The following is a 15,730-nucleotide window of genomic DNA, read 5'->3' as shown; positions in this document are numbered from 1 at the left end:
GGAGTGCTACTTATCCGCCACGTCACGCCATCCTGGAGCCCACCGCAATGAAGGTCCGTGCCTTTCGCCCTTTCCTCATCGCCGCGACTGTCGGCCTCACCGGCTCGCTTCTCGCCCAGTCTGCGCCACGCCCGGACCCCCGGCTGGAACGCCTCAAGACGGAGGCACTGACCAAGGTCGAGGGTCGGGCGAAGATGGTGCAGGAAATCGTCGACATGCTTTTTTCCTTTGGCGAACTCGGCTTCCAGGAAGTCGAGACGTCGAAGTATCTCACCGGGCTGCTTGAACAGAACGGGTTCACGATCGAACGCGGCGTGGCCGGCATGCCGACCGCGTGGGTGGCGAAGTGGGGGTCCGGCAAGCCGGTGATCTCCCTCGGCTCGGACATCGACGGCATCCCACAGGCCAACCAGAAGCCCGCCTTCGGCTATCGCGAGGCCATTGTCACGGGAGCACCCGGTCACGGTGAAGGCCACAACTCCGGCCAGGCCGTGAACATCGCCGCAGCGATCGCGGTGAAGGAGATCATGGAGCGCGAGAAGATCCCCGGCACGCTCATGTTGTGGCCCGGAGTGGCCGAGGAACAGCTCGCCGGCAAGGCTCACTTGGTGCGCGCGGGGGTCTTCAAGGACGTGGATGCGGCCCTCTTCACCCACGTGGGCAACAACCTGCAGGTGTCGTGGGGCCGCTCCGGTGCCCTGGCCATGGTTAGCGCCGAGTTCCGGTTCAAGGGGCAAACCGCCCATTCGGCCGGTGCCCCGTGGCGTGGGAAGTCCGCCCTCGACGCGGTGATGCTGATGGCGCAGGGCTGGGAATACCGCCGGGAGCACCTCGAACCCAACCAGCGCTCACACTACGTGATCAAGGACGGTGGCGACCAGCCCAACGTCGTCCCGCAAACCTCCAGCATCTGGTTCTACTTCCGGGAGAACGACTACAACGGCGTGGTGCGCAACTTCGAGACCGCCAAGCGCATCGCGCGCGGGGCGGCCATGATGACGGACACGCAACTCGACACCGTCCTGATGCTGGGCTCGGCCTGGGACATCCATCACAACCGACCGATTGCCGAAGCGACCCACGCCAACATCAAGCGCGTCGGGCTCCCGCGTGGGACGCGAATGACCAGGGACTGGCCAAGGCACTCCAGCGCGAACTCAGCTTTCCCGAGACCGGGCTCCTGACGCAAACCACGCAGGACCTCCAGGGACCCGCGCCAGCCAACGTCGCGTTCGGCGGCTCCGACGACATCGGCGACGTGTCGTGGAACGTGCCCACGGTCACGCTCAGCTACCCCTCGAACATCCCCGGCCTCCCGGGGCACAACTGGTCCAACACCATCGCGATGGCGACCCCCATCGCGCACAAGGGCGCCCTCGCCGGGGCCAAGGTGCAGGCCTTGACCCTGCTCGACCTCATGCTCACGCCGGCCACGGTCGCGAGCGCCTGGAAGTACTTCAACGAAGACCAGACGAAAACGACGAAGTACAAGTCGTTCCTCGCCCCGGCGACACCCCGCCCATCTGGCTCAACGCCGAGATCATGGCCCGGTTCCGTCCCGAGATGCGGAAGTACTACTACGACCCCACGCGCTTCAAGACCTACCTCGAACAGTTGGGGATCAAGTACCCGACCTTGAAGCCCGTGCAGTGACCGGAGAGGGGGGATTCCCGACAGGACCGGGAATCCCCCCTCAAGTGGCAACGGGTGCTGCCGACGCTTGTGACACAGCGCACACCTGAGGCCCCCCAATGCTCGTTCGCGAAGCGATGACCCGGAACGTCCCCACCATCCGTGTGGACAAGAAACTCGCGGCCGCCCGGTCGATCATGGAGTGGGCGCACCTCGCACAGTTGCCGGTTGTTGACCACCAGGGCGAGCTGGTCAGGGTGATCACCCCGGATTCGCTGCGCGCCGCCCTGCCCCGCGAGGCGGTGTTCCCCGCGTGGAGCTGGATCGCCGCCTCGCCGTGACGCCGGTCGCCAACGCGGTCATCGCGGACACGCCAACCGTCGCACCGGAAGCACGGGCCTGGGTGGCCGCGGACCTGATGGCGCGCCACCAGGTGACCACCCTGCCGGTGGTGGAGAACCGCCGCGTCACGGGGATGATCACCGCCAGCGACCTCGCCGCGATCCTGACCCACTACGAAGAGCCTGGTCGCGTGTGACGCAGCTCCCGTTCGGCGAGGGGCGCACGGCACGTTAAGAAGGGCATCACGTCACAGACAAGGACGGCTCATGGACGGAGATTCCCGGTGCATTCACACCGGCCCGACATGCGCCCCACTTCGCCACCACCGGTTTCCCCATTTCCGCGCCTCGCCCCCCGCGACGTCGTCGCCGTGGTGGTGCTCGTAGCTACACTCGGCGGTTTGTCCGAGTCGGCCGTGACCTGGATTCGCAGCTGGGGCCTGCATGAGCCGACTGACCTGATCGTCGGCCTGGAGGCGCTCTGGACCGGCCCCCTCGCCGCCCTCGCCGTCCTCCTTCCGGTGGCGCTCGGACTCCTCGTCGTGGATCGACTGGTCCCGCGTCTCCGTGCGGCGCCTCATCGTTCCGCTGGTGGCTTTCGCCGCCGCGTACAGCCTCATCATCGGAGCCCGCGTCGGGATCAGCAGCTGGCCCGCCCGACTCCTCGCCGCTGGTGTCGCCGCCACCGTCGCCCGACTCCTGTCGCGTGATGGGGTGCGCCTGCGGTTCCCCGTGCGCCGCCTGGCGGTCGCCACCTCCGCTGCCTTGCTCCTCGCGGCCCTGGCCATCCCCGCGCAGCGCGCCGTGCGCGAACGCCTGTCTGTGGCCCAGTTGGCCGAGGCTGCGGCGGGGGCACCGAACGTGATCGTGTTGATCTGGGATACCGCGCGTGCCGCGAGCCTCACGCCGTGGGGCGCGCCCGCCGACGTGACGCCGACCCTCGCCGCACTCTCGACGAAGGGCCTCACCTTCGACCGCGCCTTCGCCCCGGCCTCGTGGTCGCTACCGTCGCACGCCTCGATGTTCACCGGCCGTTGGCCGCACGAACTCACCGCGAGTTACCGCGCGCCGCTCGACGACGCCCCGCTGACCATCGGCGAGGCCATGCAGCAGCGCGGCTACGTCACGTCTGGCGTCACCGCCAACCTGTTCTTCGGACGCTCCACCTTCGGCATCGGACGCGGCTTTCAGCACTACGACGACCGCCCGGAGCTCTCCCCGCAGTCCATCGGCCAGTCCTGGACGTCGCGCGTCGCGTCCTGAGAAGGCGCGTGACCGCTTCGGCGATCGACACCAGAGCCTCGTGCGGCGATCGGCCGAGCAGATCAACACCGCCTTCCTGACTGGGTGGACCAGCGCCCCAGCGATCGTCCCTTCCTCGCCGTCCTGAACCAGTTTGATGCACACGAGCCGTACCTCCTGCCGGGCGAGCACGCCGCCAGGCTCCGCGCCGCTGGCACGCGCTACTGGTTCGACGAAGACACGGAAATCAGCACGCGGCAGACCCAGCGTGACCTCGAGGCCGCGTATACCGAATGCCTCGGTACCTCGACCGGCAGCTCGCCCACCTCCTTGGCGACCTCGACCGCCGCGGCCTCCGCGAGAATACGATCCTCGTGATCACGTCGGATCACGGCGCAGAGTTTGGTGACCGCGCCTCGATGATCGTCGGCCACCAGCCCAACCTGAACGCCCCGGTCATTGGCGTCCCCCTGCTGATCGTGGATCCGCGTCGTCGCGATGGCGGCACGCGCGTCGCCGCCGCGGCGAGCCTTCGCGACATCCCCCCGCCACCATCCTGAGCTGGTCGACGGTCGGGCGTCCAGCACGTTCCCCGGGCAGTCGCTCGTCGCCCTCGCCGAGGGGCGACTGGGCGAGCAGCCGCAGTACGCGTCGCTGGAGCAGCATCCGTGGATCCGCAACAACCCCGCGGTCCCCTCGTCGTTCGGCCGGATGTACTCGGTGATCGATGGCGACGACCACTACATCGTGGATGGTCGCCAGGCCGAGTGGCTGTACGATCTTGAGACGGATCCGTGGGAACGACAGAACCTGCGCCGCCTCGACCATGTCGCCGTACGGGAGCGCTCCGGCGCCGCGCGCGCGACGGTCGCCTCGATCCAGCGGGACGGTCAGACCCCGGGAGCCGGGCGGGTCACGCTCGCCGGCGACGTGGACGTGCAGCGCTCCGCAGGTCCGGCGGGTACGCGGTAGGAGGGGAAAGCCCCCGGGCGCGGAGCTCAGGGGCTTCCGGCGCCCAGGCGAAGCCCGCCCCCGCTCCCAGAACCCGATCCTCGACTCGAGAGCTTAAGGTCGAGGCGATCGCCAAGATCGATGAGCGCGCCAAGCTCATCCAGAGATCATCGACCATAGGTCTTCTCTTCGGCGAACTCGGCATGCAGGAGTTCGAGACCTCGAAGTACCTGACCGGGCTCCTCGAGAAGAACGGATTCAAGGTGGAGCGCGGAGTCGCGGGGATGCCCACGGCCTTCGTCGCCACGTGGGGCTCGGGCAAGCCGGTGATCGCGTTAGGCTCGGACATCGATGGCATCCCGCAGTCGAACCAGAAGCCGGCGTTCGGCTACTTCGAGCCGCTGGTCCTGGTGCCCCGGGCCACGGTGAAGCGCCACAACTCGGGGCAGGCGGGTGAACATCGCCGCCGCGCTGGTGGTCAAGGACATCATGGAACGCGAGAAGATCCCCGGGACGCTCAAGATCTGGCCCGGGGTCGCTGAGGAGCAGGTGGCCGGCAAGGCGCATTTGGTGCGCGCCGGCGTGTTCAAGGACGTCGACGTCGCGATGTTCACCCACGTCGGCAACAACCTCGGCGTCTCCTGGGGACAGTCGGGCTCGAACGCGATCGTGACCGCGCTGTTCAAGTTCAAGGGCCAGACCGCGCACGCCGCCGGCGCCCCCTGGCGCGGCAAGTCGGCGCTCGACGCCGTGATGCTGATGGCCCAGGGATGGGAGTTCAAGCGCGAGCACCTCGAGCCCGCGCAGCGCTCCCACTACGTGATCAAGGACGGCGGCGACCAGCCGAACGTCGTGCCACAAACGGCGAGCATCTGGTTCTACATCCGCGAGCGCGACTACGACAAGGTGGTGGCCAACTTCGAGGCGGCGAAGCGTATTGCCCGCGGCGCCGCGATGATGACCGACACCCAGCTCGACACCGTGATGATCCTCGGCTCCGCCTGAGCGGTCACTTCAACAAGTTCATTGCACAGGCGACCTACGACAACATCAAGCGGGTCGGCAACCCGAGTGGGACGCCAACGACCAGGCGCTGGCCAAGGGGATCCAGCGGGAGTTGAACTTCCCGGAGACCGGGCTGGTGGACCTGCCGGGGAACCTCGAAGGGCCGGTCGACATGTCCCGTTCGTTAGGCGGCGGCTCGGACGACATCGGGGACGTGTCGTGGAACGTGCCGACGGTCACCCTGCGCTACCCGTCGAACATCCCGGGGATGCCGGGCCACAACTGGGCCAACGGGATCTCGATGGCCACCCTGATCGCCCACAAGGGGCGGCGTGGCTGGCGCCAAGGTGCGGCGACCACGATGCTCGACATCCTGCTCACGCCCAAGCTGGTCGCCGACGCCTGGGACTACTCAACAATGACCAGACGAAGGTCACGAAGTACAAGAGCTTCCTCGGACTAACGACGGACCGCCGACCTGGCTGAACGAGGAGATCATGGCCAAGTACCGCCCGCTGATGGCGAAGTACTATTACGATCAACCAAGCACAAGACGTACCTCGACCAGCTCGGCATCAAGTACCCGACCGTAAAGCCTGTCGCGCAGTAAACCGACACCGGTGGGGCCGCTACGCGCCTCCACCCCGTGATGGCCCGCTCCCGCCGGCCGCACGGGGAGGAGGCGGTCGGGTGCGGGCGGCGACGAGTGTGACCTGCATTGCGACCGAGGCCGCTCGCGGCCGGTATCCCGGGGAGGTAGATCACCCCTTCCTCTCCGTGGAATCGCGGGAACTAGGTGCTTGCCCAACCCGTCATTCAGTGACCATGCGCCTCCTATTCAATGGTGGAGAAGACTCCCACGTCGGCGGGCAGATGGCAGTCGCTTGCTGGCGAGATCCAGGACCGCGGCGCGACGTGTCGTTCCGTCAGCTGGCTGGTCTTGGATGGCAAGCGATCAAAGGTCATCGCTCCGCACATCAACGAGCCCGAGGGCGACGTTCGCCTTCAGGGCTGCGGGATCATGACGATTCCGTCTCCGCTGTGCGGCGGGTCATCGACCTAACGCGGCACAGCGCTGATTCAGACAAAGCTACTTCTTGCTGCTTGTCCGGGGCCTGCGTGAGAACCGAGGCCGCCAGTTTCTTCGCGTCTTGCGGAGTGGCCTTCTTCTCGCCCGCTTCCAGAATCTTCCCGGCAAGGGACGCCATCTTGCCAGATGACTTCTCGTTCTTGGACATAAATCTCACCTCCTTTTCGTCGGCTAGGGTGAATTACTTCTTGCCCCTTTGATGCGGGCGGTTTCCCGCGTTTCAGTGCAGCCCTAACGGCCTCTTTCCAGTCACCCTCGACCTTGAGGATTTCTGGCTTTAGGGTGGGATTCTTCATGTGGGCGGCTTCTTTGCCGTACTTCTTGCGCCGCTCCTGTGCGGTCGGCGGGAGTTGAACCGCAAGCGCGAATTTGCAAAGCAGGTTCAAGTCTATCGCGTCTACCAGTTTCGCCACGACCGCGTCCTGCACCTAGCCGCCGGCGGCGCAACCGGTTCGGCAGACGGCGCTGGCGGTTTGAAAGTGGTTGGGCGACCCACGTCGGGCCGAACCTGCCCGTCCCGTCAGACTAGAAACCAGCTTCAGGACGTAGGGCAGCAACATGTTACTGCCCGTTTTGGATCAAACGTTGATCAAGTTCTCAGGCCGTCTTCGCCTTCGTCCCATTCCATCGAGTAAGAAGATCACGTAGGAAATGTCGAACTGGTAAACCGCGTCTTCGTCGCTTTTGGCCACAAGCGAACGAGCGCGGCCTTCAGGTCTTCCCGCAGCTCGGGCAACTTGAATGTCTAGCTTGACCCCACTTCCTTTACTTCCTTGCCCGGAGGAATCGTGAGGTAATCATCGCGATGCTTGAACCGCACGCCTTCAAGCACGATTTGCGAAATCCGGGAGTTTCACGGAGAGAAGACCTCCATTTGATGAGAGTTGCCCTCGCTCTCCACACGGTCGGCCACGCACCAGAGAAGTGTTTCGCCTTTCCGGGCACGCGGAACAGCAGCACGCTAGGCGTGGCGGTGGGCGCTTGCGTTGTGCGCGCAACGGCCACCGCTGGGGCGGGCGCAGGAATCGCTACCTCGACGCCCCTAGTTCTTGCCCACTTGGCAAATACTTCCGGTTCATGGAGTGCGACCCACAGACCTAGGTTGGCCGCACCGGTTGGCGGCACCGTGCCGCGCTCCCAGCGTCCCACCACGTTCTTGCCAACGCCTAGCGCTTTCTCAAACTCGGCTTGATTCAAGCCATATTGCGTGCGGGCGAGTTCAATCTCTTCCGTCGTAAGCAGCCCGCGCCTTGGCGCGAATGGCGTTCGTAATAGCCATTTGTCGGGCGTCCGACTGTTCCTCGGTGAAGTATTCGCGCCCGCAGTTGTTGCAGCAGCGCATGAAAGTCTCGTTGAACGAGACTGTCTCGCCGTCGTGTGTGTGCTCCGCGTCTACCGTTACCGGCGACACCATGCCCTTACGGCAGCGCGTGCAAGTCTCCTTTTGCATCTCGGTGTTGTTCATCGGTTATGAAGACCCCACTCGTGGAATGAGATCAGTTCTCCTGAGTCCAGATCGGGAAGGGCAAGCCCAACCTTCACATAGAACGGCTTATGAAACCCCTCGACGGGCACCCTGAGCACCACGAGGTACTCGAAGACGTCCGGATACTTGTCGAGGGAAACCGGTCGCGAATCCCCCCTCGTGCTCCAAGATGAGCGCCCTGGCTCCGCGCATATCAAGGCCGTAGTCCAGCAGCTCGTTCTCGGCCTTGCGTGTACGGGTGAACTGCCGCCGCACGGCCGCCTTGAGGCGGTCGAGCAGCACTGTGTTCGCAAGGGCCTTGGCGGCCGCGATGGCTTGGTCTTCGCTCATCCGTGAGACAAAACTAGCACTGTGCTCTTGGACGAGTCAATACACCGGCCGTCACCGAAGATTCCAGAGCACGGCGCTCTTGGCTGCGCGTCGTGCGTCAAGTATCCTGATGTGCCCCAACGTCGCCAGCAAGAAGCCTGCCGGGAGTTAAGGATCCCACGCGCCTGCGCCGACGAGGGGCGCGGCGGTCGCCTTCTTCGAGGAGCAGCGGTGGGGCGATACGCCTTGCTGCCCCCGCTGCGGCGATACAGCGGTGCGTCAAATGATGGCGAAGGACGGGACCATGGGAATCGCCGCCATCTGTGGCGGTGCTACGGCTGCAAGCAGCGTTCACCGTGCGCGTAGACACGCTCGCGGAGGACTCCCCAATCCCCTTCCGTTTCTGGTGTCTCGCGTTCTACCGCGCCTGCGCATCAAAAGAGGGTGTGAGCGCGCTCCAGATTCAGCGCGAAACGGGGCTGGAGCTGCGAGCGCCCTGTTCCTCATGCACCGCGTGCACTGGGCGTTGAAGCCAGCGAATGAGGCCGAGACGCGGCAATGCGGCGACGGCAGCGTTATCGAGTGACCTTCAGGGTTATCCGCCCTTGCAGTAGTGCTTGAGCGCCACGTCGCCGAACGACCCCGCGATCGTCGGCCCGTACCGGGACCGGTTCACCTTGTGCTGGTAGGTCTTTCCGGTCTTCTCGTTGAAGTAGATCCAGCTCTCCCTTCACCGGCGAAGGTCTTCGCCGTGCAGTTGAACATGGCCTCCGTGGCCTTGGAGGCCGTGAGCGAGTCCTTCTCCCCCGGAATAGCGACCTTCTTCGCGTAAACCACGCGGACCGTGGCCGAAATGATCCCGTCCTGCCTTTCTGCCAGCGACGGAGTTCACGTAGACCGGGTTCCCCGTTCGGTCTTCCGCCGACTTCCGTCCAGCCGCCCTGAAGCAGCAGGGGGAAGATCGCGGTGTGCCCAACGCCGCATGGACCTCCATCGTCTGCCGTCTGCCGTCTTCAGACATCATCCCAGTAGTCGCTGTCCCCACCCGGCCGCCGAGCTGGCGCCGGCTGGCCGGCCGCCTTCGCCGCCTCTTCCGCCTTGCGCTCCTCCTCGTACGTCGTCGTCGGAATGCGGAACGCCTCGGTGAGCGCAGGATCGGTCGGCTTTCCCAACACCCGCTTGGCCACGTACTCGCCAAACACCGGCCTGCTTGAACGCCTCGGCATTCCCGCCGCCGGCGATCCACGCGTTCTTCAGGTCCGGTGCTTGTCGATGATGAAGTTGCGCGAGACCGTGCTCTCGTAGTGGCACGCGCGCTGCTCATTGATCGGCGCGTCCTTCAACAAGGGGAACCGCTCGGCAAGGAAGGTGCGCAGGCGCGCCACGTTAGGCGCTCCACCATCCGCTCGCTGGAATCCGGGTCGCCAGCCGTGACCGCCCCGATCCGCGTCCGGAAGCCATGGTTGTCGATCGGGACCGCCGGCCACCCGTAATGCCGGGAAGTTGTGGCTCGCCGCATGCGGCGCCTGAAAGCGCGGATCGCCCACCGGGGTCGCCGTACAGAAGACATTCCCCATCGGGGCGCGCATGCGCGGGGCCCAACAGGCCGGCGAAGACCTTGCCCAGCCGGCCCACAGGCAAAGACGTAGTGGCCGGCGCGAACTACATCCCCGTTGGAGAGGAGCAGGTGGTCGATCTAGCCGTCGCCGCGCATGATCGTCGTCACGCGCTCGATGGTGAGGGTCCCGCCCATCTTCAGCAATGCGCGCCGCCACCAGCTCACAGGAGCGGCGCGCGACCTACGCCAGCTTGCGGCTCGAGAGCACCGCGTTGATCCCGTCCAGGTTGAAGACCGGCCAGCGATACCTCGCCTCGTCCACGGTCAACGTCGTGTGGGGATCTTGTTCTTCACCCACAATTCGCGGGTCTTGGTGAGGAACGGCTCCCGGGCCGCGCGCGGGTGATCAGGGTCGCCGGTCTGGAAGAAGACGCGGGCTCCATCTCCTTCCAGAAGATCTCGTTCCACTCGTTCCACTTCGCGATCGCCTCGTGCGCCCAGAGCATCCACTGCTCGCCCTGCGGACGGTCGCCGTACGAGGTCGCGAAAACCGCGGGTGAAGTCCCCGACGTGGAGCGCGAGTTCCCCAGGCCGTAGGCGTCGATCACGCCGACCTTCGCTCCCATCAGCTGCAGGTGATGCGTGGTCCATCCACCGATACACCCCGCACCAACCACCACGACATCCGGTGCCGCGGTCGACAGGCCGGGAGCCCGTGGGCGCGGTTGTTGCGCTGCCGCAGGTCCTGCACCATCACGCCTAACGACGACCCACCAGCGACGATCAGCCCCGCTTGGGCGCCCGCCGTCTTGAGGAAGTCGCGACGATCGAGGGTGCTCACGGGCGCGGCGGATGGTGTCGATCTGGACCAGCTGAGCGCGCTTCCGGGATCGTTCGGCAGCTCGGCTCACCGGGCGGATAGCCGTTGAGATTCAGGATGTACGCCACGATGTCGACCAGCTCGTTCTGGGGAATGCTCCCGGGTTGTCATTCGGCATCGTGGTCCGGATCAACTCGAACAGGTCGAACAGGGTCTGGCCTTCCATGCCGCCTCGAAATCGGCACCCGTATACGCTTCGGCGCCATGGCACGACGCGCACTGCGCCCGGTGACCCGCTCGCCCGCGGGCGACCTGCTCGGTGTTGAACACCCCCGTAATGACCGATCGGGTCGTGGGAGTTACGGTAGAGTCCCCTTGGGCGGGGAGGATCTGCAAGGCAACAAGGCCGCTGGCAGGACGGCCAGCAGGCGGCGACTGGGTCGGGACATCTTCCTCGAAATCGGGACCCCGGGCAACGGGTCGTGCGCGAACGGGGGAAATGTTCGCTTGGCCACCTCCGGTGCCAGTGGGGTGCCGGGGTCGGGAGGCGGCGATGGTCGACCGGACGGTGGATCGAGTGAACCGCCAAGGCGCGGCACGGGCGGGTACGGGCAGCACGAGGGGCACGCCGGGGGCACCGGGCAAATTGCGCGGTACGGGCAGCACGCGCGGCACGAGCGGTACGGGGCAGCACGCGGGGGGCATCGGACGCCCCGCGACTCGCCCTTGGCGGTTTACCGGATCGGGAGGCGGATCATCATCCGGTGCACGATGGCGCGCCACCATCAAAAGTGAGCGGGAGGCCGGCGCGGCGATGATCCCCCGCCCTGCGTCGGCGACGCGGCGGTGATCGACACGTCATCGCCACCGGGCTCGGCGTGCGCGCTCCCGAGAAGCAGGTCATCCGCACGTTGTACAGCAGCTCGAAGTCGCGCGACTTGTAGTGGTACCCCAGCGTGGGGCCCATTCCATCCAGTGCTCGTTCTGCACGCGATCGGTGCGCAGCACGTTGTTCCGCTGCTGAGGCGGTAGTTGACCGTGCCCAGCGCGAGCCCGAACTGAAAGCCGGAGACCGTGCCCGTTGCGCTTGCTCGCCTGCTCGCGACCGATCCCGAGGCGCATTTTCGTGTTGAGAAGCGGAAGGTATTCTCCACCGTCTTCCCGCCAGCGGGGATGGTGCCGCCCCGGCGATTGCGGTGTCCCGCGCGGCATCCTGGAAGCCCAAGTCTCGAAAGATGGGTTCATAGATAAAGTCGACGCCAAGGTGGCCGCGTCGGTCACCTTGCCAAGCCAACACCGAGGTTGAACGCGTTCGTGTTCCCGGGTCGCGCGGAATGTTCATCAACCGATAGTTGGGGATCTTGGGATGCGACAACCGATTGGCGTAGCCAGCCAACCCACGCGCCACCCTCCGTGCCCATCGGACGCACATACTCGTGTGCAGCCCCAGATATTCGTCTTGTCCGCATTGTGGTCCCGGTCGCGCTCCGCATGCCCCAGATCCGGTTTGTCGAGTCGAACCCGAATGTTGTGGTGTGCATCGTGCGTCATCGCCGATCGATTGTGCACCATCACCACCTCGAACATGCGGTTCCCTCCCATAACCCCCTTGGTCAGCCTGCCGCGAAAGTCGGCCGCGGACCCGTCCTGTCGGATGGTGTCACTCCCGGCATAGAGCAGGTCAACGCCATCAGATTGCGCCGAGTCCGCGAACTGACGACGGCCGCCCCACATTTCACCTCTTACCAGGCGTAGGCGTCCCGGGACGCCGGTGAAATATCGGTTGATGGCACTGCGCTCGGAGAGCGGTACACCGAACCCACATTCGCGCGATCGATCTGCTGGATGGCCACGGTCGCCGCGCCGGCCCACTCCCCGGAGGCGAAGAACCCGCCCACCGGCATGGTCATCCCGCCACTTGCGATTGCCGGAGTTGCCGTCGGAAGTACGGGAGCGCAAACACGGCACTGGAGCCGTGTCGCGTGGACCTTGGCGGGGGTGGCAAGGGGATCGAGAGCGGTCATCGAGCGCGATCCAGACACTGGCCATCCCGGACCGGCTCGACGGCAGGATGTCAAACTTGTTCCCGGCGCACCGGACGGACTTTGGCGGCTGACTGTCTGGGCGCTGGCAGTCGCGCTGCCTAACGCGATGCCACGAGCAAGGGGAGCACACGGGACAGGACGTGGAACCGGCTGTGGAGGTGGTCGCAACCACAGCTGACACCCAGGCGACCCTATCACCCCACGTCCTGTCACGCGCTTGGGACGAACCGCTGCGGCCCCGCCATACGCCTTAATACTCGTCGGTGACCGACGTCGCGGCGTCGGGGGGTCTCAGCCCCGGGCGCGGGCGCAACCAGATCGCGATACTTCCGCACCGGTGCCGGTTGGTGAATCGGCCGGCCCGCATCGCTTCGCGGGATAGACCTCGATCCCCAACAAGTCTTCCGCCAGCCAGCGATCGTAGTCGTCCGACGGGTCCAGCACCCCATCCACGTACAACGATGGGGCGCAGTAGTCGAGCCCGGGGACGCGGCTCGTGGCCTTCATCACCACCATCGCGAACTGACCCGCGCCGCTGATCTCGATCCTGCACCCTGCAACAAGGCACGGCGTCATCGGACGGCTCTGCGCGGTCTAGCGGCGTGAGGAATTGCCGGAACTGGGTGCGTCGCCGCCGCCTTCGAATCACCAGTTTGCGGAGCACCACCTCCCCGCGGACATATCCGGTCGTTATGCGGTGATGGGGTCTCCTTATGTGATCGCCGCCCGCGCAATGACTCCCCGGATGAGGCGCACCACCTGCCGCCAGGGCGCTGCCTCAGCGCGCGCACCTGTAAGGGTCCACGTCCGCTCGGCAGGGAGTCCGAAACGAAAAAGCTGGTCTTATTGGCGAGCCCATCGACCTCGGCGCCCAGCAGCGCCAACTGGCTCCTGCCACGGCGCGCCCTTCCACATCGCGAAACGATCCCAGCCAGCCGCGCCTTCGCCGCTCCAGCGCGACTCAGCCGAGTCGTCGCCAGGCCACCTGGACGTCCACCACCCACCACCTCAGCGCGGTGGCGTACCCCGCCGGACGGCACCCGGAACTCGATGTAGCCGGTATGCCGTCTCGGCGAACGCCCCACGCGCGAGCACGGGAGGTTCCTGGGCAGGTCGCAAAAGACGAAGAGCCTGCTTCGCGCGCTAAGTCAACGCTATGTCCGCACGGTCCACCACTTCCACACGTCCTTCGCTCGCCGAGCTTTGGTCTCCGTCCACTCGATCGCCACGCCGCGCGCTGTCGCGAACGGCGGTGCCGGTGCGCGCGTGTCGAACGTTACCATAGAGTATCCCGGTGTTGTCCGTCACCTCCCGCGGGACGCTCCATGGTGCAGGGTGGAAATGCGCTGAGGCGCTCGCGTCGCCGGTGGCAACCGGTCGAGGTCGCGATCCACGCGCACCACGACCGGAAGTTGCATGAGCCCGAGGAATCGAGCGGCGATGATGAAAACTGGCGAGGTAGTCGCCACGTGGACGGCATCGATGGTTCAATCGCCGACGAGCCGGTCCGCGCAGCTCATGCCTTCCGCCACGCGGAGTGGTCCGCGCCACCAACCAAACCGTGGCATCCAAGCGCCAGTCCGTGACAGCGGGAGTCAAAACGAAGCCGGAGACGCGCTCAAGTGCGTCGGGGGCGGTGGTGAACCGGCCTCGAACAGGACGCAGACGAGGGCCGACGAGGGGCGCGCGCATCGCCGTCATCGTTCACCTGACAACGCCCCTCGTCAACCCCGGCTTGCGCGCCAGAACCTGGCACCACGGAGGCAAGCCCCGTGTGGTACTTCAATCACCTCTCGATCGATCCGGTGCGCGACGACGCATTTTCAGCCCGGCGAGTTCCCCATGCAGATCTACCACACTTCATCAGGAGCTCCGCTGAGCGAGGGCCCCGGGCGGCGGGCGAGTTGTGCGGGCGAATACGCCTCCTGAGGATGAACACTTCTGGGCGCAATCCGGCCACCACCCCACGGTGCACCTGCTGGCGTAGCGCCTGTGGCAGGTGGGCCAAGATGGACTACGATCCCATCCCAAGCGCCGATGCGGATCTCGAACTCGGCGAGGTCGGCCGCGGTCGTTGTGGGGTACCCCACGCTCGGCGGCGAGCAATCTGCGCCTTCTCCAGCCTGGGCACCGAGTTGGTCCACTGTGGTTACCGCGCACCCGGAGCGTCGCTATGGAAGACGGCGTTTCTGCCCCTGCCCTTCAGCAAGGCAGAGGACCTGACCGCCACCCGGGATGTCGCCCACGCGGTCGCGCAGGGAAGTCACACCTGTGCCGTAGGTCCATCCCCGGTTCGGCAAAGCGTTGGTCAAAGTCCGGCTGTGACATGGCAGGGAAGATGGAGCCTGGAAGTCGGTGCGGCCGCGGGAGGGGGTTGCTGACGGAGCATTCGGCGCGAGATTCAGGGATCCCCACCCGGCCCAACGCGCCTAATGACCGCCAAGCGGTGTCATTCCTGCTGGTCCCACGCTGCCGGCAGCCTCGTTTATTGTGCGCCGAAGTCGTCCACCGTCTCGACTGGAACGACGACCGCCGCCACAGCGAGTACGATGGCTGCGGACGCGGCCACCCCTGCACCGACCTCCCGCAACCCGGACAGCTTTGCTTCGAGGAGGAAAAGTCGACCGTGGCCAAGCCAGGGGTGGGGAATGCGTTCGACCTCGTCCGGCGGCTACGACCGAACTTCTTGCGAGTGAACGAGCGGACGAGCATGCGGCAACCCCATTTTGCCCACTATTCGTAGTCTTCAACGGGTAGTAAAAGCCATGAAGTGACCGAACTCCGCGGAGCGAGATCGGGGTGATCCAACAGATCCGGTACTACCCATCGCACAGGCTGAGAACACTTTTCGGGCGATCGCGGGCGGCTGGTGACTGTCACGACGAAAAGCTGACCAACAACGCCTGTCAGCCGCCGCGGTCGGGAGGCCAAGGTGTGGCCGGGCGGCGTCTCTTCCCGTCCGTTCGGCGCTCACGGGCCGTCCTTTCACCGACTGGCTGCCGAGCGTTCATCTTCGGCGTACGCCCATCCGCCGCCCCGTGCCCGTATGAACGACAAGGCAGATGCAGGCCCCGATCAAGAAGATGAGGAAGCAGGGAAAGCAGAAGGCCGGGCCTGCGCGTTGGCAGGATCCGACGCTGGCGGCCACGCAGAAGGACCCCGAGGAGAAGGTCGAGGCCGTACAGGAAATCTTCCAGGAGATGAAGCGCCGCGAATTCTGATTCGCGGCGTTTTTGTCGTCCGAAGTCCCG

Annotated in this window: 16 protein-coding genes, 1 tRNA gene and 3 pseudogenes; 8 read left to right on the top strand and 12 right to left on the bottom strand. The window is 65.7% G+C overall.

The window, feature by feature from the left end:
- Window positions 1–47 precede the first annotated feature (47 nt).
- The 3 genes and pseudogenes from IPK85_15305 to IPK85_15295 all read left to right on the top strand — a co-directional run bounded on the left by IPK85_15305 (window position 48) and on the right by IPK85_15295 (window position 2,170).
- Window positions 48–1,653: pseudogene (locus tag IPK85_15305) on the top strand (amidohydrolase).
- 98 nt (window positions 1,654–1,751) lie between these two features.
- On the top strand, window positions 1,752–1,973 hold the full coding sequence (locus IPK85_15300) for a CBS domain-containing protein (protein MBK8248748.1): 222 nt from the start codon (window positions 1,752–1,754) through the stop codon (window positions 1,971–1,973).
- Window positions 1,946–2,170 (top strand): CBS domain-containing protein, encoded by a 225-nt coding sequence (locus IPK85_15295; protein MBK8248747.1) that lies wholly within the window; start codon window positions 1,946–1,948, stop codon window positions 2,168–2,170. The genes IPK85_15300 and IPK85_15295 overlap by 28 nt, the downstream gene beginning before the upstream one ends.
- A 93-nt stretch (window positions 2,171–2,263) precedes the next feature.
- Here IPK85_15295 and IPK85_15290 read toward each other — a convergent pair whose 3' ends face one another.
- Complete coding sequence (locus tag IPK85_15290; protein ID MBK8248746.1) at window positions 2,264–2,554, bottom strand: hypothetical protein; 291 nt, start codon at window positions 2,552–2,554, stop codon at window positions 2,264–2,266.
- Between the two features lie 10 nt (window positions 2,555–2,564).
- Here IPK85_15290 and IPK85_15285 point away from each other — a divergent pair, with 10 nt between their 5' ends.
- From IPK85_15285 to IPK85_15275, 3 genes and pseudogenes are all read left to right on the top strand, one after another.
- Window positions 2,565–3,236: a sulfatase-like hydrolase/transferase gene (locus IPK85_15285; GenBank protein MBK8248745.1), complete on the top strand. Its 672-nt coding sequence runs from the start codon at window positions 2,565–2,567 to the stop codon at window positions 3,234–3,236.
- Window positions 3,237–3,508: 272 nt separating this feature from the next.
- Entirely contained in the window at window positions 3,509–3,775 is a 267-nt protein-coding gene (locus tag IPK85_15280; GenBank protein MBK8248744.1) for a sulfatase-like hydrolase/transferase, read from the top strand.
- A 234-nt stretch (window positions 3,776–4,009) separates the two neighbouring features.
- A pseudogene (locus IPK85_15275) lies at window positions 4,010–5,781 on the top strand (amidohydrolase).
- A 409-nt stretch (window positions 5,782–6,190) separates the two neighbouring features.
- On the opposite strand, the gene IPK85_15270 reads toward IPK85_15275, so the two are convergent.
- From IPK85_15270 to IPK85_15255, 4 genes are all read right to left on the bottom strand, one after another.
- Window positions 6,191–6,409 carry a hypothetical protein gene (locus IPK85_15270; GenBank protein ID MBK8248743.1) on the bottom strand — a complete coding sequence of 73 codons (219 nt, stop codon included), beginning with the start codon at window positions 6,407–6,409 and terminating at the stop codon, window positions 6,191–6,193.
- A 187-nt stretch (window positions 6,410–6,596) separates the two neighbouring features.
- Window positions 6,597–6,680: transfer RNA gene (locus IPK85_15265), tRNA-Ser, on the bottom strand.
- Window positions 6,681–7,026: 346 nt separating this feature from the next.
- Entirely contained in the window at window positions 7,027–7,458 is a 432-nt protein-coding gene (locus IPK85_15260; GenBank protein MBK8248742.1) for a hypothetical protein, read from the bottom strand.
- 22 nt (window positions 7,459–7,480) lie between these two features.
- Window positions 7,481–7,726: a hypothetical protein gene (locus IPK85_15255; GenBank protein ID MBK8248741.1), complete on the bottom strand. Its 246-nt coding sequence runs from the start codon at window positions 7,724–7,726 to the stop codon at window positions 7,481–7,483.
- Window positions 7,727–8,258: 532 nt separating this feature from the next.
- Between IPK85_15255 and IPK85_15250 the strand changes: the two are divergent.
- A pseudogene (locus IPK85_15250) lies at window positions 8,259–8,642 on the top strand (transposase).
- Window positions 8,643–9,069: 427 nt separating this feature from the next.
- On the opposite strand, the gene IPK85_15245 reads toward IPK85_15250, so the two are convergent.
- From IPK85_15245 to IPK85_15215, 7 genes are all read right to left on the bottom strand, one after another.
- Window positions 9,070–9,258: a hypothetical protein gene (locus tag IPK85_15245; protein MBK8248740.1), complete on the bottom strand. Its 189-nt coding sequence runs from the start codon at window positions 9,256–9,258 to the stop codon at window positions 9,070–9,072.
- Between the two features lie 51 nt (window positions 9,259–9,309).
- Complete coding sequence (locus IPK85_15240; GenBank protein MBK8248739.1) at window positions 9,310–9,645, bottom strand: hypothetical protein; 336 nt, start codon at window positions 9,643–9,645, stop codon at window positions 9,310–9,312.
- Window positions 9,646–9,964: 319 nt separating this feature from the next.
- Complete coding sequence (locus IPK85_15235) at window positions 9,965–10,291, bottom strand: FAD-binding oxidoreductase (GenBank protein ID MBK8248738.1); 327 nt, start codon at window positions 10,289–10,291, stop codon at window positions 9,965–9,967.
- Window positions 10,240–10,455 carry a twin-arginine translocation signal domain-containing protein gene (locus IPK85_15230; protein MBK8248737.1) on the bottom strand — a complete coding sequence of 72 codons (216 nt, stop codon included), beginning with the start codon at window positions 10,453–10,455 and terminating at the stop codon, window positions 10,240–10,242. Before IPK85_15230 ends, IPK85_15235 begins: the two co-directional genes overlap by 52 nt.
- Window positions 10,456–11,191: 736 nt before the next feature.
- Entirely contained in the window at window positions 11,192–11,401 is a 210-nt protein-coding gene (locus IPK85_15225) for a hypothetical protein (protein ID MBK8248736.1), read from the bottom strand.
- A 775-nt stretch (window positions 11,402–12,176) separates the two neighbouring features.
- A complete protein-coding gene (locus IPK85_15220) occupies window positions 12,177–12,344 on the bottom strand; it encodes a hypothetical protein (GenBank protein MBK8248735.1) in 168 nt (55 codons plus the stop codon).
- 426 nt (window positions 12,345–12,770) lie between these two features.
- Window positions 12,771–13,055, bottom strand: coding sequence for a hypothetical protein (locus IPK85_15215; protein MBK8248734.1), 285 nt, complete (start codon window positions 13,053–13,055; stop codon window positions 12,771–12,773).
- Between the two features lie 2,507 nt (window positions 13,056–15,562).
- Between IPK85_15215 and IPK85_15210 the strand changes: the two genes are divergently transcribed.
- Window positions 15,563–15,700 carry a hypothetical protein gene (locus tag IPK85_15210; protein MBK8248733.1) on the top strand — a complete coding sequence of 46 codons (138 nt, stop codon included), beginning with the start codon at window positions 15,563–15,565 and terminating at the stop codon, window positions 15,698–15,700.
- Window positions 15,701–15,730 lie beyond the last annotated feature (30 nt).

This window comes from Gemmatimonadota bacterium (assembly GCA_016712265.1).
In the GTDB taxonomy this organism is placed as follows: domain Bacteria; phylum Gemmatimonadota; class Gemmatimonadetes; order Gemmatimonadales; family Gemmatimonadaceae; genus RBC101.
This window is presented reverse-complemented; position numbering and strand designations above follow the sequence as displayed.

Excerpts from the sequence above, each read along its gene's own strand:
- IPK85_15300 (MBK8248748.1), top strand. The coding sequence starts at position 1,752 with ATGCTCGTTCGCGAAGCGATGACCCGGAACGTCCCCACCATCCGTGTG.
- IPK85_15290 (MBK8248746.1), bottom strand. The coding sequence starts at position 2,554 with ATGAGGCGCCGCACGGAGACGCGGGACCAGTCGATCCACGACGAGGAG.
- IPK85_15280 (MBK8248744.1), top strand. The coding sequence starts at position 3,509 with ATGCCTCGGTACCTCGACCGGCAGCTCGCCCACCTCCTTGGCGACCTC.
- IPK85_15270 (MBK8248743.1), bottom strand. The coding sequence starts at position 6,409 with ATGTCCAAGAACGAGAAGTCATCTGGCAAGATGGCGTCCCTTGCCGGG.
- IPK85_15255 (MBK8248741.1), bottom strand. The coding sequence starts at position 7,726 with ATGAACAACACCGAGATGCAAAAGGAGACTTGCACGCGCTGCCGTAAG.
- IPK85_15240 (MBK8248739.1), bottom strand. The coding sequence starts at position 9,645 with ATGCGCGCCCCGATGGGGAATGTCTTCTGTACGGCGACCCCGGTGGGC.
- IPK85_15225 (MBK8248736.1), bottom strand. The coding sequence starts at position 11,401 with ATGGGCCCCACGCTGGGGTACCACTACAAGTCGCGCGACTTCGAGCTG.
- IPK85_15220 (MBK8248735.1), bottom strand. The coding sequence starts at position 12,344 with ATGACCATGCCGGTGGGCGGGTTCTTCGCCTCCGGGGAGTGGGCCGGC.
- IPK85_15215 (MBK8248734.1), bottom strand. The coding sequence starts at position 13,055 with ATGACGCCGTGCCTTGTTGCAGGGTGCAGGATCGAGATCAGCGGCGCG.
- IPK85_15210 (MBK8248733.1), top strand. The coding sequence starts at position 15,563 with ATGAGGAAGCAGGGAAAGCAGAAGGCCGGGCCTGCGCGTTGGCAGGAT.